Below are 25780 nucleotides of genomic sequence, written 5' to 3' on the forward strand. Positions count from 1 at the left end.
CCGCAAGATCGCCGCAGCCTCAAGGCCGTCTTCGCCAGCAAGCTTGGCTCCTACCGCCTCCAAAAAAAACGGCCCGGGTCGATGATCCGGGCCGTGTGGTTCATGCCGCCTCAGTAAGGGTTGCAGCGTTGCGCCACGGCCGTGGCCTGGTCGACGTAGGGCCGTGCCGGTTCAAGGTTCCACTCGGGCTTGTTGCGCACCGGTTTGCCGTCATAACTGGCCGCCAAGTGACACACCAACTGCCGGCGGATCGACCCACCGTTGACGCTGTATTGCCGCCATTGATCGTCGTTCTTGTGCTTGTTGTACAGCTCGGCAAACATCCTGTCGGTCTGGTCATCCTTGATCGCGCGGCCGCATGCGCTGGGCACGACCTCCAGCGACCAGGTGTTGGGCCCGAGCTTCGGATCGTCGCGCTGCACCCAGTTGCTGGACTGGATGTACGAGTCGCAGAACTGCTGCGTGGGTAGCGGCGCGGCGCGGGTGCAGGAGAACGTGGCCTTGCCGGTCGGCGTTCGTGGAAAGTCGATCTTGATGATGTTGCGATCCTTGCCGGTCTTGTTCTTGTAGTCGCGCTGGTTGGCCAGGGCATCGTTCAAGCCCCGCTGATCGCTGTAGAAAAACGCCAGGATCGGCAATTCGTCGTCTTTCGGGTTGCCCAGGCGCAACTCGGTCTGGGTCTGGAATTCACGGCTGTTGATGACCTTGCGGGCGCCCATGAAATTGCGAAAGGCGTCGACCCGATCCTCGCTGCTCATGGGGTTGCGCATATTGAAGCCGCACTGCAGCTGGTCTTGCTTGCGGTCGTTGTTGAACCGGGTGAAGTGCGCGACCCAGGCCTTGGCGTTGCTGATCGGCGGGGCCATGGCCTGGCATACCGCCTCGGTCTGGGTGGTGTTCTTGTTGTTGCCGCAGCCGCGGTCATCGCGAAAGTCGGTCCAGGCGTCGTTGGGAAACGCGCAATAAACGTGCACCGGCGTCTCGGGCTGGCGAACCAGGTCGATCGGCGTGATGAGGTAGCCGTTTTGCGTGCTCATGCCCGGGTCTTCATAGCTGACGCCATCGGCGCGCATCCAGGAAGCGGCAAACGTACCCAGTTCCCTGGCTTTCGGGCTGGGGTTCCAGACATCCCACTGTTGCCCCTTCGCCGGGTCGGCCCGGTGGGTGCCCCTGACCAGCAGCCCCGAACAGTCCGAGGCCGGGTCCGGCCCGCAGTTGTCGACAGTCTTGTTGTACAGCCCTTCCACCCGCTTCAGCGTCTCGTCGCAGGACTCGGCATGGGCCAGGGCCGTTTGCAAGAGCAATGGAAATACGAATAACGGGGCGATCCTGTTCAACGGTTTTTTCATGGCGTACATCTCCCTGATTAGCCAAAACACTTTGCAATCCATCGGAACGTGACTGCACCTCCCTGCCAGTGAAAGATCGACCGGCCACTCAACGCGGCACCGGGTTGCAACCTGCCGCGCGGGTCTCGCTGTCCGACAGCGCCGGCCGGAAAGGCTCGAGATTCCACGGCGTCTTGCTGCGGTAATTGACCAGTACGCAGCTCAATTGCTGGCGCATGCTGCCGGCGGATTTCTCGTTGTCACGCCAGTTGCCATCGGCGCCCTTGAGGGCGAACAACTGCTCGTACAACGCCCCCGCCTGCTCGTTGGGCAAGGCGCGGCCCGCCGCCGTGGGCACCACGCTCAAGGTCCATTCTTCCTGGCGGGTGCCGGGGTCGTAGCGTTTGACCCAATCGGCGGAAGCGATGTACCGCGGCGCCTGCACCGGCAACGGGTTGCAACCGGCCTTGACGGCTTCCTGGGGGGTGACCGTGGGCCGGAACGGCTCCAGGTTCCACTCGGTCTTGGCCGGGTAGTTCTGCACCAGGCAACTCAGTTGCTGACGCATGCTGCCCGGCGATTTTTCGTGGTCGCGCCATTGGCTGTCGGCACCGCGCAGGGCGAACAGCTCCTTGTACAACGCCTCCTGGTCGCTGGCCTGGATCGCCTTGCCCTGGGCAGTCGGCGTGACGTTGAGGGTCCATTCGTTTTTCTGGCTGCCGGGGTCGTAGCGCTCCACCCAGGTGGCCGAGGCAATGTATTGCGGGGCCGGCGCGGCTGGGGTTTCCGGCGTCGGTTGTGCGCCGCCGGCCGCCGTCAGGTCGATCGCCTGGTCGGCGGCCACATAGCTGAAACGCTGCTCCGGCGGCTTGGTGAAATCCAGTCGCAGGATCGGCACGCTGTAGCCCCGGGCCTGGAGTTTTTTCTGGAAGTTGCGCGCGCTGTTCAGGCCGTTCTCCGGTTTCGGCGGTGCCTGGTCGCCGCGGGTGGCGAAGTTCTGCGTGCTGTTGACGTTGTAGATGAAGGCATCGATGTACTTCATGTTTTCGCTGCCGTCGTTGGTCGCCGAGGCGTTCTTCAACATGAATTCGTTAACCTGGGCGCTGTAGGCGAAAGGGTCTTTGTTGGTGGTGTTCACCCGCGATTCATGGACGCGGATCATGGCGTTCCAGTCGCTGGGTTTTTCCGCGTTCCAGGAGCATTGGCTGTACTGGATCGGTCCCTTCATCAAGCCGGTGTATTTGTGGGTCCATTGCTCGGCGGTGGTCACCCCGGCCTCGGCGCAGGTGCCGTAGGCCAGGGCGGCGTTGCGGTTGGTCATCACGGTCTGGGCGGAGCGCGGCGGTTCGCGGCTGTCGAAGAAACCGCAGCCGTACCACTTGCGCTCCGGCCCGGTGCCGCCGTCGAAGGCATAGATACAGGTCCAGCCCTGATCCTTGACCGGCAGCTTCAGGGCTGCCGCGTCGGTAGGCGTGCGCAGGATGAAACCGGCCGGGTGAATCAGGATGCGGGTGCTCAAGTCCTTGCGGATCCAGGAATAGGACGTCGCGCCGATCTTGATCGCGTAAGGGCTGTAGTCCCAGGGGTTGAAGGGCCCGTCGTTGACCATGCGCAAGGTCACGCCGCTGCAGTAGTAATGACCGCGCGCGGCGCCAGTGTCGGGCTCGCGGCAGGCGTCCTTGAGGGTGTTGTAGTTGCGGTTGATGCGGTTCAGGGTTTCCAGTGGATCGAGCGGCGGCTGGGCGGCTACCGCGCAGAATGCCAGGGGCAGGGTCCAGGCCAGGGCAAAAGACGAGCGAACGGCTCGGTGCATGGCGACCTCCTTGTCGCAGTGCTGGTGGGAGCTTTGGGAGTCAGCCTAGACTAAGGATGAAAAAGTGTTGCCAGGAATATCGCGCGCAGGCCGAAGAGAAAAATCAGCGGCTGGGGTTGGGTAACAGGCGGAAGAGAGACGCCGCGCTTGTGGAAAAAAGCGGCGCATTGCGCGCCGCTTCCATTGCTGTCGATCAGGCCACGATATCGCTGGCCGCTGCCTGGCCGACGGTACCCACGGCGAAGTCCACCGCCCCCAGGCCGGTCAGGTCGACCAGCAGGCTGGTCTGGTCGGTCTCGGCGTAGTAGGTCAGGATCGCGTCGCCGGCATGGCCGGTGAAGCCGCTGACGAAGTTCAGGGTCGCCTGCCCCGAGGCGAATGGCGCCAGGCCGCTGAGGTCGATCTTGTCCTGGCCACTGGTGAAATCCATGATCCAGTCGGGCGCGTCGAAGGTCGAATCGGATGCCGCGCCGAACACGAAGGTGTCCGCCCCTGCCCCGCCCCACAGGCTGTCGCCGCCGCCACCGCCGTAGAGGATGTCGTTGCCGGCACCGCCCTCCAGGCTGTTGGCCACTGCGTTGCCGATCAGCAGGTCGTTGCCCGAACCGCCGACGGCGTTTTCCAGGGTCACGCCGTGGGCGACGGAGACGTTGCCCACCAGGCCGCCGACGTCGGAGAACGAACCTTCGTTGAGGTTGATCTTCTGGTTATGGTTGAAGCCGGAGAAGTCCAGGGTGTCGTTGCCACCGCCGTCCCACACCGAGAACACCAGCTTGGAAGCCGATGAACTGGCGCTGTAGAAATCGCGCCCGGTGTTGGAGTTGAACCCGTACACGGTGTTGTCGGCGCGGGTCTCGTGGTTGGCACCGTAGAGTTTCTGCACCGCGACGATGTCGTCCATCAGCGGCGCCGAGGCGTAGGCACCGCCGCCGTCCTTGCTGAAGTCCTGCCCGGTGTTGCTCTCGCTCCAGTAGCTCATCAGGCTGTAGCCGCGCGTGTCCTCGGCGTAGGTGGCGTCGTTGTAGGTCGGGTTGCCGTTGCCGGCGTTGTAGCTGCCCGGATGGGACAGGCCCAGGCTGTGGCCGATTTCGTGGGTCAGGGTCTGGCGGCCGTAGTTGCCGTTGCCCGGGGTTTCGTTGACCCGGTACTGATCGTTGATCAGGTACCAGGACTGGCCGTCATAGCTGCTGCCCGAAGGCAGGTAGGCGAAGGCCGCACCGCCGGTGCTGACGCTGTAGTTGCCGAAACTCAGGTGTCCGTCACCGCCGCTCGCGGCTTCGTTGAAGCGCACATTGGCCACGTCCGACCAGGATTGCAGGGCCAGGAACGCCTGGGCTTTCTGCAAGGCGCTGAACTCGCTGAAGGTGCCCAGGTTCGAGTTGTAGTTGGCCGGTTGGCTGGTGAGGAAGCTGTAGCTGAGTTCGACCTTGCCGTCGTCGTTCTGGTCGTGCCACGACAGGCCCTTGCGCAGGATCTGCTCGGCCGCCTGGTCCGAGGTGTACGACGGTTTGCCGTTCACCAGCTCTGCGCCGCCACGGTCATAGGCATGGCTGAAGGCGGTGATCAGTTGAAAGGCATCGCTGCCCGGAGCTGCCGAAAAACCGGCATTTTCTTTGGCTTTTGCCATCATTTACGTCCTTGTTCAACGCTGAAAATTTCCGATAGACCACGGCGACCTGTTAGCGAGATCGTCCTATCACTCGCCCTATTCAAGGCGGGGAAAAACTGACACAGACGTTGGTGCCTCGTCCACGATTTTTATTGTCCTACAAAACCGCGGAATGGCTTTTCTGCGGATTAAAATCATGGCCCGCGCCCTTGCCAGAGCGCTCCATACGCTAAGCTTGGCCCTAACCGAGCTCGTTGCCGCGCCCGAGTTCTTGCCTGCTTTTCGAAGGAGTCCGCGATGAAAAATATCCTCCTCTGCTGCACCTTGTCCCTGATCGCCAGTGCCGTCCACGCCGAGGGCATCCCGCTGTTCAACGTCGACTGCCCGGGCGGTATTCCGGTCAGCGCGGACGAAGGAGGCCCGGTGTTGATCAACGGCAAAGAGGCCCAGACCAAGACCGTCAACGAGCGCTATTTCGAAGCCAAGGGTTCGGGCATCACGGTGGCCATCAGCGTGGAAGATGACGACTCGGTGCTCGTGACCTACAGCGGCAAGCAAGGCGCCAACGGCATCTGCACCTCGGTCGACGACTGAGCTACACCCTGTAGCCGCTGCCGAGCCCGCGAGGCTGCGATCGGCAGCGAAGCGGCCGTAGTAGGGGCATCGCGGTTATCCTGACTCAATGCATTCTCAGGGTTTGCGCCTGCTGCGTCGGAATGCCGCCCAAGTCGATCGCAGCCTCGCGAGCTCGGCAGCGGCTACGACGAGATGCTTGCTAGAACAAGCCCATCTGCCCGCCCACCAGGGTGCTGAAATCGTCCTGCACGAACGGCAGGATGGCGTCCGCCACCGGCTGCAATTGGCGGCTCACGTAGTGGTCGTAATCGATGGCCGCCGTGCGGTTTTCCAGGGGCTCGGGGCCGGCCAGGGTGATCACGTAGCTGATCCAGCCGCCATTCTGATAACGCTGCGGCCGGCCTTGCTGCTGGTTGTATTCGTCGGCCAGGCGCGCGGCCCGCACATGGGGCGGCACGTTGCGCTCGTAGTCGTCCAGTTGGCGGCGCAGGCGCTTGCGGTACACCAGTTGCTCGTCCAGTTCGCCGGCCAGGGTGCGGCGTACGTAGTCGCGCACATAGTCCTGGTACGGCTGGTGATGGAAGATCCGCCGGTACAGCTCCAGCTGGAACTGCTGGGCCAGCGGCGACCAATCGGTGCGCACCGCCTCCAGCCCCTTGTAGACCATCTCCTGGGTGCCGTCGGCGCGGGTCACCAGGCCGGCGTAGCGCTTCTTGCTGCCCTCCTCGGCACCCCGGATGGTCGGCATCAGGAAACGGCAGAAATGCGTTTCGAACTGCAATTCCAGGGCGCTTTCCAGGCCATATTCGGCCCGCAGGTGATCGCGCCACCACTGGTTGACGTGCGCCACCAGCGCGCGGCCGATGCGCGTGGCGTCCGCCTCGGCGTGGGCGCTGCCGAGCCAGACGAAGGTCGAGTCGGTGTCGCCGTAGATCACCTTGTGGCCTTGCGCTTCGATGAGCTGGCGGGTGCGGCGCATGATTTCGTGACCGCGCAGGGTGATCGACGACGCCAGGCGCGGATCGAAGAAGCGGCAGCCACTGGAGCCAAGCACGCCGTAGAAGGCGTTCATGATGATTTTCAGCGCCTGGGACAGCGGCGCGTTGTGTTCGCGTTTTGCCACTTCACGGCTTTCAGCGACCCGCGCGACGATCGATGGCAGGCAATGCCGGGTGCGGGAAAACCGCGCGCCGCGAAAGCCCGGCACCGACTCGTCGTCCGCCGGGTGGCGCAAGCCTTCCACCAGCCCCACCGGGTCGATCAGGAAGCTGCGGATGATCGACGGGTACAGGCTCTTGTAGTCCAGCACCAGCACCGATTCATAGAGGCCGGGCCGCGAGTCCATGACAAAGCCGCCGGGGCTGGCCTGCGGCGGCTTCTCGCCGAGGTTCGGCGCGACGAAGCCCTGGCGGTGCATCAACGGCATGTAGAGATGGGTGAAGGCCGCCACCGAACCACCGCTGCGGTCGGCCGGCAGGCCGGTGACCGTGGCCCGTTCGAGAAGAAAGGTGAGCAGCTCGGTCTTGGCGAAAATCCGCGTCACCAGCTCGCAGTCCTTGAGGTTGTAGCGCGCCAGGGCGGGCTTGTCCTCGGCGAACATGCGGTTGATCTCATCCATGCGCTGGTATGGGTTGTCGATCGACTTGCCTTCGCCGAGCAGGGTCTGGGCGACGTTTTCCAGGCTGAACGAGGGAAAGCTCCAGGTTGCCGAACGCAGGGCTTCGATGCCGTCGATGATCAGGCGCCCGGCGGCCGCGGCGAAATAATGGGTACGGCTGCCGTGTTCGCGCCACTGCATCTCTTCGCCGCCGCGCCCCAGGCGCAAAGGCACCGCCAGGCGCCGGGCGTGCTCGTGCAGGATGCGCAGGTCGAACTGCACCAGGTTCCAGCCGATGATCGCATCCGGATCATGCCGCGCCAGCCACTGGTTGAGCCGTTCGAGCAACTGCTCGCGGCTGGCGCAGAACTCCAGGTCGAAATCCACCGCGCTGTCGTCTTCGCGGGCGCGACCGAGCATGTACACCTGGCGCTGGCCGCAGCCTTCCAGGGCGATGGAGTACAGCTCGCCGGTCTCGCTGGTCTCGATATCCAGCGACACCAGTTTCAGCGTCGGCCGGTAGTCCGGCGCCGGCTTCATCTGCGCCTCCAGCAGCACCCCGCCCTCGCCCGGGGTGCCGCCAAACCACACCGGCGCGGTGATGAAACGCTCCATCAGGTAGCGCTCGGGCGGCCGCACATCGGCCTCGAACACCTCGACGCCGGCGCGGCGCAGGGTCTTGTCGAGGCGGATCAATTGATTGTGTTGCGGGCAGTACAGGCCAAGCACCGGGCGGTGCTGGAAATCACACAGGCCCAGGGGCCGCAACTCGACATCGCGGTCGTCGGCCAGCAGCCGCCGGGCCAGCTCTTGCTGTTCGGCGGGAATGAAGGCCACGGAGGTCTGCACCGGCAAGCGGATCTGGCGCGGCCCGGCATCGGTCGCCAGCCAGAACTCGACTTCCGTGCCTGCCGGCGTATCCCGCCAATGCCGGGTCAGGACGAAGCCCTGCTGTAAATCCACCACTGCAACCTCAAGCACCTGTTTCAAGGGCTTGATTCTACCTGTCCTCGGCCGCGATAGCCCGTTCCGCCGATGTGCCGAAAGGTTTTGTCGGACAATATGTAGTGCTTGAAAATTTTCACTACAAAACCGTTGACGAGGCGAATTTGCCCTTGCATGATGCAGACGTCTCCCCGATCGGGAGACGTGGCAAAGGTGTTATGAGCAAGCTCGTCTGACCGCCGAGCTGTCAACCCGGATGTGTACTGCCCACAAGGCAGATTGATGAAACTGACCTGGCATGAACGTCCAGTACAAAGGGCGGGAAGCTGGCGAAAACTCCTCAAGATGCTTGTGGCCGAAACTGAAAACTTCGGCAGCTTGATCCAGGTTTACGCTGCTTCTCTTCGTTGTGACGCTATTTGCGTAGCAGTTAATCAAGACGACTACACGCATCAGGCTCTGGGCCTTATCTGTATCCGACAGACACCCTCTGTCGCCCTGTTTCCGGTATCAGGGTTCAACTTACCGATGTAGCGATATCAATTAGCGACTCAACTAGATAGATCGAAATGGTCAAGGGGCTTACAAATGAATCTGAACAATCAACCCACTATTGATGAACTGGCTCGTATGTTCGCGGCACAGAAAGACAGCCATGACAGCCATATCCTGTGGATTGCCAAGTCTGGCCAGGTCCATATCGACTGCCTGTCGCCCCACGCCCATGAAGAAGAGTTCGACAAGAACAACCAGGACTTGCTGGCCCGCCTGAAAATGTACCGTCGTGGCCAGGGCTACGTCGGCAAGAAGGCCGCCGCCGACAGGGACTTCATCGGACGGGTCCTCGATACCCTGAAGAATGAATGGCAGTCGCTGCAGAACAAGTCGGAAGTTCGGGTGATTGACCGGTTCTGCTAAGTGCAACTTGTCGTTGTCGCTAACCGTTGATTCATTAAAACCGTTGATTCATTAAACAAAAAGGGACGCTCCCAATAAGAGCGTCCCTTTTTATTGCAACTTGCCAGTTATTTGGATCATGCGGTGTTTCCTGCTAAACCGCGTTTTCGTTCATCGCGGGCAAGCCTCGCTCCTACCGAAACAAAGATGTCACTGGCCGGCACATTCGAACCGTGGCAACCAGGAGGCTCAGCGGCCGGCGGGGTTCGCGGCAGGCTTACTTGACCTGACGCTGCGGTGCCTTGTGCACCATGGTGTAGGCGTAGTCCACGCCCATGCCGTAGGCGCCGCTGTGCTCGCGCACCAGGTCCATCACCGCGTCGTAGGTGTCCTTGTGCGCCCAGTCGCGCTGGAACTCGAGCAGTACCTGCTGCCAGGTCACCGGCACCGCACCGGCCTGGATCATGCGCTGCACCGACATGTCGTGGGCTTCCTGGGTGGTGCCGCCGGAAGCGTCGGTGACGATGTACACCTCGTAGCCTTCGGCCAGGGCTTCCAGGGCCGGGAAGTTCAGGCAGACCTCGGTCCACAGCGCCGCCATGATCAGCTTCTTGCGCCCGGTGGCCTTGACTGCTTCCACCAGCTTCTGGTCTTCCCAGGAGTTCATAGAGGTGCGTTCGATCGGCTGGTGATCGGGGAACACGCTGAGCAGTTCCGGCCAGATGTAGCCGCTGAAGCTCTCGGTTTCCACCGAGGTGAAGATGGTCGGCACGTTGAAGATCTTCGCCGCCTTGGCCAGGCCCACGGTGTTGTTCTTCAGGGTCTGGCGGTCGATCGACTGCACGCCGAAGGACATCTGCGGCTGGTGGTCGATCAGGATCAGGGCGGAGTTGTTTGGGTTGAGCAGTTCACGGATAGACATGGCGCGTTCCTTTTGCTGTCGAGTGGGTTCAAGCGTTGAGTTGCACAATTCGGGAGCTCGGCGCGGGTTCCGGAGGCTTTGCGGCCGGCTTGGTGGCTAATTTAGGGGTTGATATAAAAAGGAACAATTCCCTAAAATCGAGAATCATTGATTCCAAAAAAGGGACAGTCATGGATCGCATCGAATGCATGCGCGCGTTTGTGGTCACGGTCGACGCCAACGGCTTCGCCGCCGCGGCCCGGGCCATGGACGTGCCGCGCTCGAAAGTCAGCAAACAGATCCAGGCGCTGGAGGAAGCCATCGGCGTGCAGTTGCTGCACCGCACCACCCGCAGCCTGCACCTGACCGAAGCCGGCGCCGAGTATTACGAGTCGGCACGGGAGGTCCTGGCCGCCGTCGACGAGGCGGAACAACGGGCGCGGGACGGCATCGGCGAATTGCGCGGGGTGCTGCGGGTCAACGCGCCGATGTCCTTCGGCCTGCGCCGCCTCGGGCCGTTGGTGCCGCTGTTTCATGAGCAGCACCCGAACATCGAGTTGCAACTGGTGCTCAGCGACCAGCAGGTGGACCCGGTGCGCGGCGGTTTTGATGTGACCATCCGCATCGCCAGCCTGGCCGACTCGTCGATGGTCGCCAAGCTGCTGGCCCCGGCCCCGCGGATCATGGTGGCCTCGCCGGATTACCTGAAGCGCGCCGGCATCCCGCAGACGCCCCGCGACCTGACCGCCCACCAGTGCCTGAACTACGGCTACCTGCAAAGCGGGGTCAGCCTGCAATTGAGCAATGGCAAGGACACCCAGCGCGTGCACGTCACCGGCCCGCTGCATGCCAACAACGGCGACCTGCTGGCCCAGGCCGCCGAGGCCGGCATGGGCATCGCCCTGTTGCCCGATTTCATCGTCGCCGACGCCCTGGCCGCCGGCCGCCTGGTGCCGGTGCTGTGCGAATGGCAGGCCCCGCCGATCAGCATCCACGCGGTGTACCCGTCGGCACGCCGCGTACCGCAAAAGACCCGGGCCTTTATCGAATTCCTCGTCGCCCAATTGGCCGACAAGGCCCCGGTGCTCCCGTAGGAGCCAGGCTTGCCGGCGAACCAGGCAACGCGGTGCAGCAGGTAAAACGCTTCGCGGGCAAGCCTCGCTCCTACGGCAACACATCGCGCATCTGTAGGAGCCAGGCTTGCCGGCGAACCGAACGACGCGGTGCAGCAGGTAAAACCCTTCGCGGGCAAGCCTCGCTCCTACGGCAACACATGCGCATCTGTAGGAGCCAGGCTTGCCGGCGAACCAGGCGACGCGGTGCGGCAGATAAAACGCTTCGCGGGCAAGCCTCGCTCCTACGGCGACACATGCGCATCTGTAGGAGCCAGGCTTGCCGGCGAACCAGGCAACGCGGTGCAGCAGGTAAAACGCTTCGCGGGCAAGCCTCGCTCCTACGGCGACACATTGCGCATCTGTAGGAGCCAGGCTTGCCGGCGAACCGGGCGGCGCAGTGCAGCAGGTAAAACGCTTCGCGGGCAAGCCTCGCTCCTACGGCGACATATGCGCATCTGTAGGAGCCAGGCTTGCCGGCGAACCGGGCGGTGCGGTGCGGCAGGTAAAACGCTTCGCGGGCAAGCCTCGCTCCTACGGGGTGGGGCCGGGATGGACCTACACTGAAGGCATACACCTCGGATTTGTGAGGGGCCGTCATGCGCAATTCTCCCAAACTCGCGGCACTCAGCCTGCTCGCCACCTTCATCTACCTCGGCCTGGCGATCCTCGGCATGGGCGGGCCGGTGGCGTTTTTCTCCCATCCGGCGTTGTGGGTCATCACCTTGGCCCTGCTGGCCATGGCCTTTGTTGCCCAGTTCAGCGAAGGCAACCTGAGCCCCGGCAAACAGGAAGACCGCGAAAACCGCTGGGTCCTCGTCGCCTTCGGCATTCTCGGGCTGTTGCTGGCCTTTCTCCCCGCCTACACCGACCGCCTGGATTTCTGGACTTTGGGTGGCACCGACATGCGCTGGTTCGGCGTGGTGTTTTTCATCGCCGGCGGCGTGTTGCGGCTGTGGCCGGTGTTTGTGCTGGGCAAGCGCTTCAGCGGCCTGGTGGCGATCCAGCCCGGCCACCAATTGGTCACGACCGGCATCTACGGCACCCTGCGCAACCCGAGTTACCTGGGCTTGCTGATCAATTCCATGGGTTGGGCGCTGGCGTTTCGCTCCGGGGTCGGGCTGTTGCTGACGGCATTGCTGCTGATCCCGCTGATCGCCCGCATCCACGCCGAAGAAGCGTTGCTGCGCAAAGAGTTCGGCAAGCAATACGAGACGTACTGCGCCTATACCTGGCGCCTGGTGCCCTGGGTTTACTGAGGACTTTTGGCGCCGCGCCGCCGGGGGGCCGTGTTAAATATTTTGTGACGCGCCCCTTGGCAGCGACGGCCAGTCCCGGTAAAACGGTGAACCGCACTTGCACGAAATGTCCGTGAATTCTTGACGAGATCCGCCGGCCGATGAACGCCTCGTGTTCCCACCCGCCCCGCCAGACCTGCGCTTTTACCTCGCGCAGCCGCCTCGGCATCGGCTTTGCAATGGGAACACCGCCGCGGGCCCGCAACGCTCTTCACGGCACTTGCGGGGACCTGCGATGAAGCTGCTGGTCAACCTGCCCATGGCCCTGTGCCGCTCCCGCCTGCGTCATTCCTCGCGCCCTCCGGACCTCTCGCTTTCGTTCTGAACGCGCCGCCACGCGCGTCGGCGTTCAGCCTTGCCGTCTGCCATTGCAACCGCGCCCTGCCGGCGCCGCTGCATGAACCGAACCTGCGCGCCTTCATGGCGCAAGCGAGAGAACCATGAAATTTGCAGCCCTTGACGAGGCCCGTGGCTTCCTGGCCGCCAACCCCGATATCGACATGATCGAGCTGTTCATCCTCGACGCCAACGGCGTGCCGCGCGGCAAGCTGTTGCACCGCGAGGAACTGCTGGCGGTCTACGAAAGCGGCCGGCCGCTGCCCAGCACTATCCTTGGCCTGACCCTGCGGGGCGACGACGTGGAAAACTCCGGGCTGGTCTGGGATGTCGGCGATATCGACTGCCGCGCCTACCCACTGGCCGGCAGCCTGGTGCGCCTGCCCTGGCGGCAGATCCCCACCGCCGCGGTGCAGGTCAGCATGCACCCGCAGGAAGGCTTGCCCGCCAGCGTCGCCGACCCGCGCCACCTGCTGATCAAGGTCATCGACCAACTCAAGGCCGACGGTTATTACCCGGTGATGGCCTGCGAGCTGGAGTTCTACCTGCTGGACACCAAGCGCGACGGCAACGGCCGCCCGCAACCGGCGCTGGACGCCGACGGCGGCCGACCGCGGCACACCCAGGTCTACGGCCTGCGCGAGCTGGAGCAGATCGAACCCTTCCTCGCCGACCTCTACGCCGCCTGCAAGCTGCAAGGCATTCCGGCGCGCACGGCGATTTCCGAGTACGCCCCGGGCCAGGTGGAAATCACCCTGGAACATGGCGACGCCCTGGAGGCCATGGACCAGGCGGTGCGCTACAAGCGCCTGGTCAAGGCGGTGGCCCACCGGCACGGAATGCAGGCGACCTTCATGGCCAAGCCCTTCGATGACCTGGCGGGCACCGGCATGCACATGCACGTGAGCATCGCCGATGCCGCGGGCCACAACCTGTTCGCCGCCGAGGACCCGGCCGGCACCCCGCTGCTGCGCCAGGCAGTGGGCGGCATGCTCGCGTCGCTGCTCGACTCGCTGCTGCTGTTCTGCCCCAACGCCAATTCCTATCGCCGCTTCCAGGCCAACAGCTATGCGCCACTGGCGCCGACCTGGGGCGTCGACAACCGCACCGTGAGCCTGCGGGTGCCGGGCGGTCCGGCCAACAGCCGGCATATCGAACACCGCATCTGCGGCGCCGACGCCAACCCCTACCTGGCCGCCGCGGCGATCCTCGCAGGGGTCCACCGCGGCCTGCGCGAGCAGCTCGATCCGGGCGATCCGGTGCAAGGCAACGGCTATGCCCAGGCCAGCGAACTGCTGCCCACCGACTGGCTGACCTCGCTGACCGCCCTGGAAAATTCCACCTGGGCCCGCGACGCCCTGGGCAGCGAATTCCTTGGGGTCTACCTGGCGGTCAAGCGCGCCGAATACCGCCAGTTCATGGCCGAAGTCGGCGAACAGGACTGGCGCTGGTACCTGACCCAGGCGTGACGCACTGGCTGGCGCCACGGCGCCGGCCCGGCCTCAATAAAAAATTCGAGAACAGCCCATGACAGCCGCACTCAATCCGGTCACACCGGCAGCCGAACGCTGCCCTTCGTATTACAGCGCCACCCTGAACCAGGAAACCCATTACCCGACCCTGCAAGGCAGCCATCAAGTCGACGTGGTGATCATCGGCGGCGGTTTCACCGGTGTCGCCAGCGCCGTGGAACTGGCGGAAAAAGGCCTGAAAGTGGCCATCGTCGAGAGCCACAAGATCGGCTGGGGCGCCACTGGGCGCAACGGCGGCCAGGTCACCGGCAGCCTGTCCGGCGACCAGGCCATGCGCAAGCAGATGCGCCGCACCCTGGGCGACGAAGTCGACGATTTCATCTGGCAGTTGCGCTGGCGCGGGCATCAAATCATTCGCCAGCGCGTGGACAAATACGCCATCGCCTGCGACCTCAAGCACGGCCACCTGCACGCCGCCTACAAGCCCAGCCACCTCGCCGGCCTGCGCGCCGACTACGAAGAAGCGATGCGCCGCGGCATGGGCGACGAGGTCAGCCTGCTGGACCGGCAACAAGTGCGCGAGGTGCTGGAGAGCCAGCTGTACCACGGTGCGATCAAGAACACTCGCAACCTGCACCTGCACCCGCTGAACCTGTGCATTGGCGAAGCCCGCGCCGCCGAGAGCCTCGGCGCGCTGATTTTCGAGCACAGCGAAGTGCTGCAGATCGTCCACGGCGAGCGCCCGGCGGTGATCACCGCCCAGGGCCGCATCGACGCCAAGCAGGTTTTGCTGGCCGGCGACGTGTACCACAAGCTGGAGCCGAAGCAGCTCAAGGGCAAGATCTTCCCGGCCATGGGCGGCATCGTCACCACCGCGCCCCTGGGCGACCTGGCCAAGCGCCTCAACCCCCAGGACCTGGCGGTCTACGACTGCCGCTTCGTGCTCGATTACTACCGCATGACCGCCGACGGCCGCCTGCTGTTCGGCGGCGGCGCCAACTACAGCGGCAAGGACTCGCGGGACATCGCCGGCGAACTGCGCCCCTGCATCGAACGCACCTTCCCAGCGCTCAAGGGCGTGGCCATCGACTTCCAGTGGAGCTGCGCCATGGGCATCGTGATCAATCGCATCCCGCAGTTGGGCAAGCTCTCGGACAACGTCTGGTACTGCCAGGGCTACTCCGGCCACGGCATCGCCACCAGCCACATCATGGGCGAGATCATGGCCCAGGCCATCACCGGGCACCTCGGCGACTACGACACCTTCGCCGCCTGCCGGCACATCCGCGTGCCCTTCGGCGACCAACTGGGCAACCCGATGCTGGCGGCGGGCATGTGGTACTACCAGATGCTTGAACGGTTGCGTTGAGATGAATGCGAGCATCGCCGGACGGGGCCGACACGCTGCTGTAGCCTATGCCAACAGCAGTGCGAATCAATGAGCGCATGGCCACACGGGTGACAGCAAGGAGAAGGCAAATGGTGCAAGCGGGCATCGACGAGACACAAACCATCGGCTCGAGAATCTGGACCTGGTATGGCCAAGACGAGTACCGAAAAATCATCCTGGTCGGCGAACTGGGCCCAGCTCTGGAATTCCTGGCCCTGGATTCAGGCCGGCAGCGAACGGAGATCGGCTGCTGTGCCGAGTGCAATCTGTGGTCTGACTATCTCGATTATCTCGTGCACTTTGTGCAGCGTTTCCCTGCGCGCCTGGCGCCGCATTTGCACCAGCAGCTGCAAACCCTGTTAAGCGCCTGTGAAACCCTGAGCCCGCAAGCCTATGGAATGACCCTCGAAGACAATGGCTTTGAACACCCACAATGGGCGCCGCTGCGCCTGCACGCCCAAGAGGCTCTGGAGCTGTTGGGTTGGCCAGAAGTGCAGGAACACATGCACGAGCTGACCGAAGAGTGCCGGGCGGCACTGAAGAAGTGGCCGGATTGACGGCCTTGCCCTTACCAGCAAAGCCAACAGGCGCACCTGGGTTTTGGTCAAGCCCGACAGCGGGGCCAGGTCGCAGACGCCGTCGCCGTATTTGGTGAAGAACCCCATCAGCGCCTCCGCAGCGTGATCGGTGCCGACCACCAGCGCCCTCACGACCGCCTTCGCCGGCAAGCCTGGCTCCTACGAAAGCCGCCCGCACACCCCGCCCCGTAGGAGCGAAGCTTGCTCGCGATAGCACCCTCCCGACCGCCATCGCCAGCAGGCCTGGCGTCAGCAGCCTCAGGCGTCTTCGAGGATCAGGTCGGCGCCTTTTTCCGCCACCATCAGCACCGCCGCGTGGGTGTTGCCGGAGGTGACGTTGGGGAAGATCGAGGCATCGACGATGCGCAGCCCGTCCAGGCCATGGACCTTGAGGCGCTTGTCCACCACCGAGGCCTGCACATCGCTGCCCATGGCGCAGGAACCGCACAGGTGGTAGATCGAGCCGCTGTTCTGGCGAAAGTACTGCAGCATCTGCTCGTCGCTCTCCACCGCCGGCCCCGGCAGCACTTCGTCCACGGTGATGCCCTTGAGCGCTGGCGCCTGCATGATCCGGCGCATCAGCCGGCTCCCCTGGATCACCTCGTCGATGTCCTTCTCGGTGCTCAGGTAGTTGGGGTCGATCAGCGCCGCATCGCGCGGGTTCTTCGACGCGATTTCGATGTGTCCGCGGCTGGTCGGCCGGCACGGGTTGAAGCACAGCAAGAAGCCTGAATACGGCTCGGGCTTGAGGCTGGCCTTGTTGTTTTTCGGGATCTGGTACGACAGCGGGTTGAAGTACAGCTGCAGGTTGGGGTTGTCCTGCTGCGGGTTGCCACGGAAGAAACCGCCCGCCTGGTTGACGCTCATGGCCAATGCGCCCTTGCGCGTCAGCAGGTACTGCAAGCCCAGCTTGAGCTGGCCGAACAGCGAGCTGAGCTGGTCATTGAGGGTCGGGATATTGGCCTTGTAGTAATAGCTCACGCACAGGTGATCCTGCAGGTTGCGCCCCACCGCCGGTAGGTGCCTGACCAATGGAATCTGATGCTTGGCCAGCAACTCACGATCGGCCACCCCGGACAGTTGCAGGATCTTTGGCGTGTCCACCGCGCCGGCGCAGAGGATCACTTCCTTGCGCGCGTTGAAAGTGCGGGCCACACCATGCTGGGTCACGCTGATGCCGGTGGCCCGCTGCCGCAGATCGTCGAACAGCACCCGGTCCACCAGCGCGTGGTGTTCCACCTTGAGGTTCGGCCGACTCAACGCCGGATGCAGGTGCGCGAAGCTGCTGGAACAGCGCTGGCCGTTGCGGGTATTGACGTCGTAGATCCCCGCGCCTTCGAATTTCGGCCCGTTGAAATCGTCGCTGCGCGGGTAGCCCAACTCTTCGCAACCCTTGAGGAAGACATCGCAGATCGGATGGGTCTGGCCCTTCATCGGCGTGATGCTGATCGGCCCGCTGCCGCCGTGGTATTCGCTGTCGCCCAGCGGATGATTCTCCAGCTTGCGGAAATACGGCAGCACCTCCTTGAAGCTCCAGCCGTCGTTGCCGTTGGCCGCCCAGTCATCGAAGTCGTGGGCCTGGCCACGCACGTAGATCATGGCGTTGATCGAGCCGGAACCGCCCTGTACCTTGCCCCGCGGCGCATAGATCGCACGGTCGTCCAGTTGCTTCTGCGGCTGGCTGTAGTACATCCAGTTGAAGGTCGGGTTGTAGTACATCTTGGCGAACCCCACCGGGATCTTGAACCAGAACGATGAGTCCTTGCCGCCTGCCTCCAGCAGCAGCACCGAGTATTGGCCCGAGGCGGACAGCCGGTTGGCGAGGATGCAGCCCGCGGCGCCAGCGCCGGCGATGATGTAGTCGTATGTCATGCAGGGTTACCGCGTAAGTCGTGTTGAAGGCCGCCATGCCGGCGGCCCATGTCCCGCCCATACCGGGCGGGAAATCCATCAGCCCTTGGCCGGCGAAGTGTCCTTGACGTCGGCCGGAGTGGCGGCCATTTGCAGGTGCAGGCGCTCGCCGGTGTAGGGCGAATGCTTGCGCACCACGTCCATGTTCAGCTCCACCCCCAGGCCCGGCTCGGTGGACGGGATGATGTAGCCGTCCTCCCATTGCAGCGGCTTGGTCAGGACTTCGGCGTGGAAGCCGCCCCAGGTCATGATGCTTTCCTGGATCAGGAAGTTGGGCGTGCAGGTGGCCAGCTGGAAGCTTGCCGCCGCGCCGATCGGCCCGTTGTACAGGTGCGGGGCGATCTGCGCGTAGTAGGCCTCGGCCATGCTGGCGATCTTCTTCGCCTCCAGCAGGCCGCCGCAGCGCGCCACGTTCATCTGCAGGATCGACGCGCCGCCGGCCTGCAGCAGCTTGAAGAATTCGTACTTGGTGGTCAGGCGCTCGCCGGTGGCGATCGGGATGCTGGTCTTGGCCGCCACCTGCGCCATGGCCTCTTCCTGGCCCGGCGGTACCGGTTCCTCGAACCACAGCGGGTCGTATTGCTCCAGGCGCTTGGCCAGGCGGATCGCCGAGGACGGCACCATCTGCCCGTGGGTGCCGAACAACAGGTCGCAGCGGTTGCCGACGGCTTCGCGGATCTTGCGGCAGAAGGTTTCGCAGCGCTCCAGCACCTCCAGGGAAATCTGGTGCCCCGAATACGCGGTGTAAGGGCCGGCCGGGTCGAACTTCAGCGCGGTGAAGCCCTTGTTCATGTTCTCCACTGCGCACTCGGCGGCCAGGTCCGGGTCGTCGTAGTTGTATTCGCCGTCGCTGCCCCGCGGGTACAGGTAGGTGTAGGAACGCAGCCGTTCGTGGACCTTGCCGCCGAGCAATTCGTAGACCGGCTTGTTCGCCGCCTTGCCGATGATGTCCCAGCAGGCCATCTCCAGGCCGCTGACCACGCCCATCATGGTCAGGTCCGGACGCTGGGTGAAACCGCTGGAATAGGCCTGGCGGAAGAAGCGCTCGATATGGTGCGGGTCCTGGTTCAGCAGGTAGCGCTCGAACACATCCTCGATGATTGGCAGCATCGCCTTGGGACCAAAGGTCGCGGCATAGATTTCACCGACGCCTTCGATGCCGCAGGCGGTCTTGAGCTTGACGAACAGCCAGTACATGCCACCGATATGCGGCGGCGGCACGGCGACGATGTGGGTTTCCAGGGAGACGATTTTCATATCAGGCACCTGCCTTCTGATGGACTGTTTTGCGCTGGACGCGGGCACGCAGGATGATCGCGGCCAGGGTGCCGAGCAGGCCGACGGCGGCGATGTAGCCGAAGTACAGCTGGTAGCCCAGGGCACCGGGGAAGTGTTCGGTGAGGTAACCGTTGATCAACGGGATAAAGGCATCCGGCAGGTAACCCACCACCGAGATGATGCCGATGGCCAGGCCGGTGATACGCAGCGGAATGTCACAGGTATCGAGGATGGCCCAGTACAGCCCGCGAATCGCATAGGTCATCAGGCCGATGAAGATCACCGTGCCGATCAGCAGGCCCAGGCTGTGCAGCGCCGGGAACAGGATCAGGCCGATCATCGCCAGGGACGCCAGGAACAACGCCACCACCAGCACCGAGATATTGGAGAAGCGGTCGCCCAGCCAACCGCCGCCGATGCCGCCGATCGGCCGCATCCACAGCTTGATGGTGGTGATGGTGCCGGCCATCACCGCGGTCATGCCGTTGCCCTGCAAATAGTCGGAGAAGCTGTAGGTGGCCCAGAAGATGTGATAGCCGCAGAACACGATGGCGGTCACCAGCCACAGCTCGGGGATTCTCACCAGGGTCGCCAAGTCGGAGAACAGGTTGAACCTGCCCTTCTCCACCGCCTCAGTGTCCGCCATGGACTTGGGGTCCTTGAGCAGCACCAGCACGCAGCCGATGGCGATACAGGTGAAGGAATACAGGTACACCACATGCCTGAAACCTTCGGTCGCCGACTCGCCACGGGTTTCGGTGGCGAGGGCGAACAGGCCCAGGGCGATGGTCGCCAGCAAGGCCTCCACCAGGCCACGGCCACCGTCGAGGACGCCGAAGAAACGCCCCTGCTCGCTATGCCCGGCGATCATCTTCACGCGCTTGAGCACCGAGGCCCAGAAGGTCAGGCCAGTGGTCAGGCCCCAGCAACCGAAGATGATCATCAAGCCGCTCATCGACGGCGCGGTGGAGTACCAGAGGCCCAGCGCACCGGTGGCCACCAGCGAGAAGAAAATCAGGAAGCGCGGCGCTATGCGGTCCGCCAGCCAGCCGCTGGGCAGGTAGCTGAGCAGGAAGATCGTGCCGAGCATGGAATACAGGTAGCCCAGTTCGCTGTGGCTGATCTGGAACACCTCGAGCATGGTGGTCTGGTAGACCTGGCGCAGGTACAGGACCGGGTAGATCGCCCCTGCCGCCAGCACCAGCAGCATCAGTTGGAAATAGCGACTTCCCTTGTCACTGTGGCTTTTTGAACCCGCGTTCGAACCCTGAACAGCGGCAACGGTGGTTGCAGGTTTGGACATCTGTGTGACCTCGGGCAGCCCGGTGGTCCGGGCGCCTCAAATAATTGTTTTTATAGGTGTGGCCTGTTGCGGGTGACTCAGTACTTCATCACCACCAGGCGGGTCTGGGTGAATTCGAGCATGCCGTGCTTGCCGTCATCGCCGCCCAGGCCGGAGCGTTTCCAGCCGGCGTGGAAACCCTGGTACGGGTCGGCCGGAGTGCGATTGACGTACAACTCGCCGGCCTCGATGGCGTTGGCGACCTTCATGGCGGTGCGGTAGTTCTCGCTGTACAGCACCGAGGACAGGCCGAACTGATGGTCGTTGGCCATGGCCAGCGCTTCGTCGATGTCGCGGTACTTGAGCACCGGCAGCACCGGGCCGAAGATTTCTTCCTGGATGATTTCCATGTCCTGGCGGCAGCCGCTGAGCAGGGTCGGCGGATAGAAATGCCCTGGGCCTTCGGGCAGCACGCCACCGCTTTCGAGCGTCGCGCCGTCGGCGATGGCGCGCTGCACCATGGCGTGGATGTTCTGTTGCGAACTGGCGTTGACCAACGGCCCCATCAGGCTGGCGTCAGTGGCACGGTCGCCGAACCTCACGGCGCTGATTTTGGCCTTGAGCAGCGCAAGGAACTGTTCGTAGACGCTTTCCTGCACATAAACCCGCTCCACCGCCGTGCACAACTGGCCACAGTGAGTGGTCTTGGAGGCGATGATGTCGCTGGCGGCTTTTTCCAGGTCGGCGTCGGCTTCGATGATTGCCGGGGTTTTGCCGCCCAACTCCAGGGATGGCTTGGCGATGTTGGCCTTGCAGTAATCGAGCACGATGCGCCCGGCGTTGACACTGCCGGTCAGGGTGATCAAGCCGACGGCCTTGTGGGTGCAAACCGCTGCGGCGGTGGCGTGATCCATGGTCAGGATGTTCACCACGCCGGCGGGCAACCCGGATTGCTGCACGGCCTTGGCGATCTCGAACGCCGAGATCGGGGTGTTGTTGCTCGGACGCACGACCACCGTGTTGCCGGCAATCAACGCCGGGGCGATTTTGCGCAGCAACGTATAGACCGGGTAGTTGAACGGAATCAGGCAGGCGACCACGCCGATCGGCTCGCGGTGCAGAAACAGGTTCTCGTCCGGGGAATCGCTGGGAATGATCTCGCCTTCGATCCGCCGTGCCCACTCAGCGTGGTACCGGGTGATCTGCGCGGCATAACGGGCTTCGTTGCTGGCGTCGGCCAGGCTCTTGCCGGACTCGGCGGCCAGCGCCGCGCCGATCTGTTCGGCGCGATCTTCCAAGGCATCGGCAACGGCCCGCAGGTATTCGGCGCGCTCGATGCTGGTGAGTTTGCCCCAGGTTTTCTGCGCCTGGGCGGCAGCATCGACGGCGGCAATCGCCTCTTCGGCGGTGGCGGCCGACACCTGTCCGATCAAGGTTTCGCAGGCCGGGTTGTAGACCGCGATCAGCGCTGGGCTGGCAGGTTCGATGAAGTGGCCGTTAACAAAATTTCGCTCGAGTCGCATGGAAATTGCCCATCGTTGCTACATGAATGGCTGAGCGGCCGGAGGCGATCCGGGCCGCCCCTTTTAAAGAGTGTGGTGCCGGTTGCCGGAAACGGCCGAACACCCGGACGGGCGCCCGTGACGGGCAGCGCTCAGGCTCGACGAAAACGCGGGAAGCGAGGAAAGACGATCGACAGTGGCCGGATGCGGCATGGCTTGGCACTCAGGGTTGTTGTTATGTGAGTAGCCAGCAGTCTTGTCATCCGCCGCGGAGAGGACAAACGATTAATTACGCAGACAAACATTCGAAAAACGCATGTTACCTGGAGGCACCGCATGGCGCCGGCATCGCAGGCGCTCGAACCCCTCCCTCGTTACGCCCGCAGGAGCGAGGCTGGCCCGCGATGCGCAGCGCCAGCCTACTCAGCCGCCGGAGCCGCAGCGGTAGACGGCTCCAATTGACGTTGCGCCAACCAGATTTCTTCCTGCAGCCATTGGCTGAACACCTGCAATTGCGGCATCCGGGCCTGCTCCGGACGAGTCACCAGCCAATAGGACTGATGCCCCTCTACATGTACGTTGTGCACCTGGGTCAGCTGGCCGCTGGCCAAGTCCGGGGCCACCATGTGCCAGTCGGCGATGGTGATGCCCAGGCCGTCGATGGCCGCGCGGATCGCCAGGTCCAGCAAGTCGAATTCATAGCCGCCCTGGGTGTCGACCCCGCTGATGCGCGCCGCATCCAGCCAGTGTTTCCAGGTCAGGTAGCGCTGGTCTTCGCGGGCCAGCACATGCAGCAGGGTCATGCGGTTCAGATCGACGCCCTGCTCGCCCGACTCGCGGGTGTACAGCGACGGCGCGCAGACCGCAATATGCCGCTCCTGGAACAACAGCGAACTGTCCAGCCCGTCCCACTCGCCGTCGCCGAAGCGAATGGCGCAGTCCAGGGTGCTGATTTGCGCCAGGCTGTCCTGCAGGCGAGTGGTGATGCTCAGTTCCAGCTCCGGGTGCTGCTCGCGCAGGCGCCCCAGGCGCGGCATCAGCCAGCGGCTGGTAAAGGTTGGCGGGGCGTTGATGTGCAGGCGATTGGAATGGGACTTCTGCTGGATGCTGCGCACCGTCAGCTCGATCTTGTCGAAGGACTGGTGCAGCGCCCGCAGCAGCACCCGGCCGGCACTGGTCAGTTCCAGATGATGATGGCGACGCTCCAGCAGGCTCTCGCCCAACTGCTCCTCGAGCTGGCGCACCTGGCGACTGACGGCGCTCTGGGTGACGTTGAGCAACTCGGCGGCGCGGGTGAAGCTGCCGGTGCTTCCGGCAACTTCGAAGGCCTTGAGTGCGTTGAGGCCGGGCATTCTGCGTTTCATGGCGATACTCGAGAACGGCTGACGAGGCGCCAAGCATCCCATGGTCGCTGTCGTTTCTCCTACAGGCGCGGCCCTTTTTCCAACGAGTAACCTGCATTTTAGGAAGGTTCCCCCGACCAAATAATCGTTTGTCCTCCCCGCAGTGGGCGACAAGACTGCCGGCGTCTCACATAACAATAAACGAGAGCCGTCCCATGCCCCGCTCCACAACCCTTTGCTTGAATGCAGCCTGCCTGGCTGCCCTCTGCGCCTTCGCCGCGCCGGCCATGGCAGTGCAGGTCACCGACAACCTCGACCTCGGCGGCGCGGTCCGCGCACGCTGGGACTACGACCCGGATCGCGACATCCAGAAGTTCGGCCTGGACACGGTGTTCCTCAGCGCCAAGTACAACTCCGACACCTGGATCGGCGAGGCGCAATACCGCTTCTACGGGCGTTCCTACCCCTACCAGTACACCAAGGATTACGGCGATATCCAGTTCGCCAAACTCGCCTGGGTCGGCTACAAGTTCAACCCCGACCAGCAAGTGCAAGTGGGCCTGAACACGGTGCCGTTCGGCTTGCAGCCGTACTTCGGCAGCACCTTCTACGAAACCCTGGGCAACGTCATCGGCCTGGAAGATGTGCAACAGATCGGCGCCAAGTACATCCAGCAACATGCCGACTGGAACATCCAGGCCGGCTACTACCTGCGCCCGGCATGGCAGGGCAAGGGCACCAGCAAGGGCGTGACCTATTCCAGCGTGGTGTCCGGAGCCGACAGCTATGTGGCCGACGGCAGCGACAACCAGGAACGCAACACGGTGGTGCTGCGGGTGGCCAGGGCCCTGGACCTGGGGCCGTGGAAGTCCGAAGTGGGGGTCTCCGGGCTGACCTCGACCCTGAAGAACAAAGACACCAACAATGATGGCCGCCGCAATGCCCTGGCCGTGCATTACCTCGGCAAGAACGGCCCCTGGGGCGTGCAACTGCAAGCGGCGCGGCAGCAGATGTCGCCCCGCAACGCCGGCACCGATGAGGTGGTGACCTTCGGCGGTTACGACGGCACCTACAACGTTGCCAGCCGCGGCAACCTGTATGTGGCCGACCTGAGCTACGACGTCGCCGGCAAATACCTGTTCGACCAACTCAGCGGAATCAAGCTGTACGCCAACTACAGCGCCTTCGACAAATCCGCCGATGAGTTCAAGACCTCGCAGCGGCTGATCCTCGGCAGTTCCTTCTCCCTGAGCAAACTGTGGATCGCCACCGAATGGCTGATCGGCAAGAACGACCCCTATATCGGCGGCAGCAGCTACACCCAGAGCCTGGGGGCCGGCGGCAGCGACCAGTGGGAAAACCAGCTGTACGTGAACCTCGGGTATTACTTCTGAGCCGTTTCGGGCGCGCTTGAAATCGCCGCCCCGAGCCTGTCCGCGCCCGCGGTAAACCAGTCAGCGCCAGCCCGCTGACTGGCGGCTCCAGCGGCTTTCGCCGCCCTTGCCAAAGCCTTCGCAAGACCGCCAGACAACACTTGCACCGCCCGCTCGCAGCAGGTCAGATAGGCCCTCGGCCATCTGTGCGTCAAAACAATAATAATCCTGCCCGCCGCCTCGACTGTCGCCGCTGCCCGCAGCCTGGCCGTGGGGTGCCGGCACCCGGTGCGGAGTTCATTTTCCATGCGTCAACTGCCCGCTCTGAACATGCTGCGAGTCTTCGAGGAAGTCGCCCGGCATCGCAGTTTCAGCCAGGCCGCCCTGGGCCTGAACGTGACCCAGGGCGCCGTCAGCCGCCAGATCAAACAGCTGGAAGACTACCTTGGCGTCGCCCTGTTCGTGCGCACGCCGCGAGGGCTGACGCTCACCGATTGCGGCGCGGCGCTGTCGCCACAGCTGGGGGCTGCCTTCGACCATATCGAGCGCGCCCTGGAGGCGGTGCGCGTACCCAATCTGCGCCAGCGCCTGCGCATCCTCGCCCCGCCGACCTGGGCCACCCGCTGGCTGTCGACGCAGCTGCGCCACTTTTGCCAGCGCTATCCGGAAATCAGCCTCAGCGTGACCAACCAGAACAGCCACGCCAGCCTGGCCGAGATCGACTGCCAGATCCGCTTCGGCCTGGAGCCGGCCGGCCATTGCTCGAGCCAGTTGCTGGTGATGGAACGGCACATCGCCGTCGCCAGCCCGGAGCTGTTCGTCGACGGCCAGGCACCGGACCTGCGGCAATTTCCATTGCTGCACATCCTGCATGACGGCAAGCGCCTCAAGGTTTGGGAAAACTGGCTGGCCGCCATGGGCCGTGATGACGTCGATGCCGGGCAAGGCCTGGAATTCAGCACCCTGGACCAGGTGATCCATACCGCCCTGGCGGGTGGCGGCCTGGCCGTGATCGACCGGCAGATGATCGAGCGTGAACTGGGCAATGGCAGCCTGCTGCCGATCACCCCGGTGGAAGTGTCCGGCCCTTATGGCTACTGGCTGGACGTGGCCAACGACAAGCAGGGCCTGTCGAAGGTGCGGGTGTTTACCGAATGGTTGCGGCAGATAAGCGGCCCGTGAACCGGGCCGTTACCTTGAAGCGCTGCCGCAGGCTGTGACAGCTCCGCACGACCTTTT

20 protein-coding genes and 2 pseudogenes are annotated in these 25780 nt (G+C 63.7%); 10 read left to right on the forward strand and 12 right to left on the reverse strand.

Annotated features, from left to right (window positions below):
- Positions 1–110 precede the first annotated feature (110 nt).
- The 3 genes from BLV20_RS22970 to BLV20_RS22980 all read right to left on the reverse strand — a co-directional run bounded on the left by BLV20_RS22970 (position 111) and on the right by BLV20_RS22980 (position 4768).
- Complete coding sequence (locus tag BLV20_RS22970; protein ID WP_092304805.1) at positions 111–1349, reverse strand: DUF2599 domain-containing protein; 1239 nt, start codon at positions 1347–1349, stop codon at positions 111–113.
- Between the two features lie 88 nt (positions 1350–1437).
- Positions 1438–3141: a DUF2599 domain-containing protein gene (locus BLV20_RS22975; protein ID WP_092304740.1), complete on the reverse strand. Its 1704-nt coding sequence runs from the start codon at positions 3139–3141 to the stop codon at positions 1438–1440.
- A gap of 193 nt (positions 3142–3334) precedes the next feature.
- Positions 3335–4768 carry a serralysin family metalloprotease gene (locus tag BLV20_RS22980; protein WP_092304741.1) on the reverse strand — a complete coding sequence of 478 codons (1434 nt, stop codon included), beginning with the start codon at positions 4766–4768 and terminating at the stop codon, positions 3335–3337.
- Positions 4769–5047: 279 nt separating this feature from the next.
- Between BLV20_RS22980 and BLV20_RS22985 the strand changes: the two genes are divergently transcribed.
- On the forward strand, positions 5048–5344 hold the full coding sequence (locus tag BLV20_RS22985; protein ID WP_092304742.1) for a hypothetical protein: 297 nt from the start codon (positions 5048–5050) through the stop codon (positions 5342–5344).
- Between the two features lie 181 nt (positions 5345–5525).
- Here the strand turns inward: BLV20_RS22985 and BLV20_RS22990 are convergent, their stop codons facing one another.
- Complete coding sequence (locus BLV20_RS22990) at positions 5526–7886, reverse strand: DNA polymerase II (RefSeq protein ID WP_175540248.1); 2361 nt, start codon at positions 7884–7886, stop codon at positions 5526–5528.
- A 570-nt stretch (positions 7887–8456) separates the two neighbouring features.
- Between BLV20_RS22990 and BLV20_RS22995 the strand changes: the two genes are divergently transcribed.
- On the forward strand, positions 8457–8786 hold the full coding sequence (locus BLV20_RS22995) for a hypothetical protein (RefSeq protein ID WP_038580005.1): 330 nt from the start codon (positions 8457–8459) through the stop codon (positions 8784–8786).
- Between the two features lie 256 nt (positions 8787–9042).
- Here BLV20_RS22995 and BLV20_RS23000 read toward each other — a convergent pair whose 3' ends face one another.
- Entirely contained in the window at positions 9043–9687 is a 645-nt protein-coding gene (locus BLV20_RS23000; RefSeq protein WP_092304744.1) for a hydrolase, read from the reverse strand.
- A gap of 170 nt (positions 9688–9857) precedes the next feature.
- On the opposite strand from BLV20_RS23000, the gene BLV20_RS23005 reads away from it, so the two are divergent.
- From BLV20_RS23005 to BLV20_RS23025, 5 genes are all read left to right on the forward strand, one after another.
- Positions 9858–10760 carry a LysR family transcriptional regulator gene (locus BLV20_RS23005; RefSeq protein WP_092304745.1) on the forward strand — a complete coding sequence of 301 codons (903 nt, stop codon included), beginning with the start codon at positions 9858–9860 and terminating at the stop codon, positions 10758–10760.
- A 617-nt stretch (positions 10761–11377) separates the two neighbouring features.
- Entirely contained in the window at positions 11378–12037 is a 660-nt protein-coding gene (locus BLV20_RS23010; protein WP_092304746.1) for a methyltransferase family protein, read from the forward strand.
- A gap of 479 nt (positions 12038–12516) precedes the next feature.
- Complete coding sequence (locus BLV20_RS23015; RefSeq protein WP_092304747.1) at positions 12517–13881, forward strand: glutamine synthetase family protein; 1365 nt, start codon at positions 12517–12519, stop codon at positions 13879–13881.
- A 58-nt stretch (positions 13882–13939) separates the two neighbouring features.
- Positions 13940–15253 (forward strand): NAD(P)/FAD-dependent oxidoreductase, encoded by a 1314-nt coding sequence (locus BLV20_RS23020; RefSeq protein ID WP_092304748.1) that lies wholly within the window; start codon positions 13940–13942, stop codon positions 15251–15253.
- Between the two features lie 110 nt (positions 15254–15363).
- The gene (locus BLV20_RS23025; protein WP_092304749.1) at positions 15364–15831 is read left to right on the forward strand and encodes a hypothetical protein; all 468 of its coding nucleotides are present in this window, start codon (positions 15364–15366) and stop codon (positions 15829–15831) included.
- A gap of 21 nt (positions 15832–15852) precedes the next feature.
- Here the strand turns inward: BLV20_RS23025 and nadE are convergent.
- Positions 15853–15975 (reverse strand): annotated as a pseudogene (gene nadE / locus BLV20_RS23030) (NAD(+) synthase); the annotation flags it as partial.
- Between the two features lie 135 nt (positions 15976–16110).
- Complete coding sequence (locus BLV20_RS32140; protein WP_371914335.1) at positions 16111–16719, reverse strand: GMC family oxidoreductase; 609 nt, start codon at positions 16717–16719, stop codon at positions 16111–16113.
- On the opposite strand from BLV20_RS32140, the gene BLV20_RS32145 reads away from it, so the two are divergent.
- On the forward strand, positions 16705–16872 hold the full coding sequence (locus BLV20_RS32145) for a (d)CMP kinase (protein ID WP_371914336.1): 168 nt from the start codon (positions 16705–16707) through the stop codon (positions 16870–16872). The genes BLV20_RS32140 and BLV20_RS32145 overlap by 15 nt on opposite strands.
- Here BLV20_RS32145 and BLV20_RS32150 read toward each other — a convergent pair.
- From BLV20_RS32150 to BLV20_RS23055, 5 genes and pseudogenes are all read right to left on the reverse strand, one after another.
- Positions 16846–17724, reverse strand: a pseudogene (locus BLV20_RS32150) (GMC family oxidoreductase); the annotation flags it as partial. The gene BLV20_RS32145 and the pseudogene BLV20_RS32150 sit on opposite strands and share 27 nt — an antisense overlap.
- A 78-nt stretch (positions 17725–17802) precedes the next feature.
- On the reverse strand, positions 17803–19020 hold the full coding sequence (locus BLV20_RS23040; protein ID WP_092304751.1) for a mandelate racemase/muconate lactonizing enzyme family protein: 1218 nt from the start codon (positions 19018–19020) through the stop codon (positions 17803–17805).
- Position 19021: 1 nt separating this feature from the next.
- Positions 19022–20344: an MFS transporter gene (locus BLV20_RS23045; protein WP_092304752.1), complete on the reverse strand. Its 1323-nt coding sequence runs from the start codon at positions 20342–20344 to the stop codon at positions 19022–19024.
- Positions 20345–20421: 77 nt separating this feature from the next.
- Positions 20422–21846 (reverse strand): aldehyde dehydrogenase, encoded by a 1425-nt coding sequence (aldA, locus tag BLV20_RS23050; RefSeq protein ID WP_092304753.1) that lies wholly within the window; start codon positions 21844–21846, stop codon positions 20422–20424.
- Between the two features lie 398 nt (positions 21847–22244).
- Positions 22245–23189: a LysR substrate-binding domain-containing protein gene (locus tag BLV20_RS23055; RefSeq protein ID WP_092304754.1), complete on the reverse strand. Its 945-nt coding sequence runs from the start codon at positions 23187–23189 to the stop codon at positions 22245–22247.
- A 194-nt stretch (positions 23190–23383) separates the two neighbouring features.
- On the opposite strand from BLV20_RS23055, the gene BLV20_RS23060 reads away from it, so the two are divergent.
- The gene (locus BLV20_RS23060) at positions 23384–24562 is read left to right on the forward strand and encodes a hypothetical protein (RefSeq protein WP_092304755.1); all 1179 of its coding nucleotides are present in this window, start codon (positions 23384–23386) and stop codon (positions 24560–24562) included.
- A gap of 285 nt (positions 24563–24847) precedes the next feature.
- Complete coding sequence (locus BLV20_RS23070; protein ID WP_092304757.1) at positions 24848–25723, forward strand: LysR substrate-binding domain-containing protein; 876 nt, start codon at positions 24848–24850, stop codon at positions 25721–25723.
- Positions 25724–25780: the final 57 nt, after the last annotated feature.

Source organism: Pseudomonas sp. NFIX28, from assembly GCF_900107395.1.
Classification (GTDB): Bacteria; Pseudomonadota; Gammaproteobacteria; order Pseudomonadales; family Pseudomonadaceae; genus Aquipseudomonas.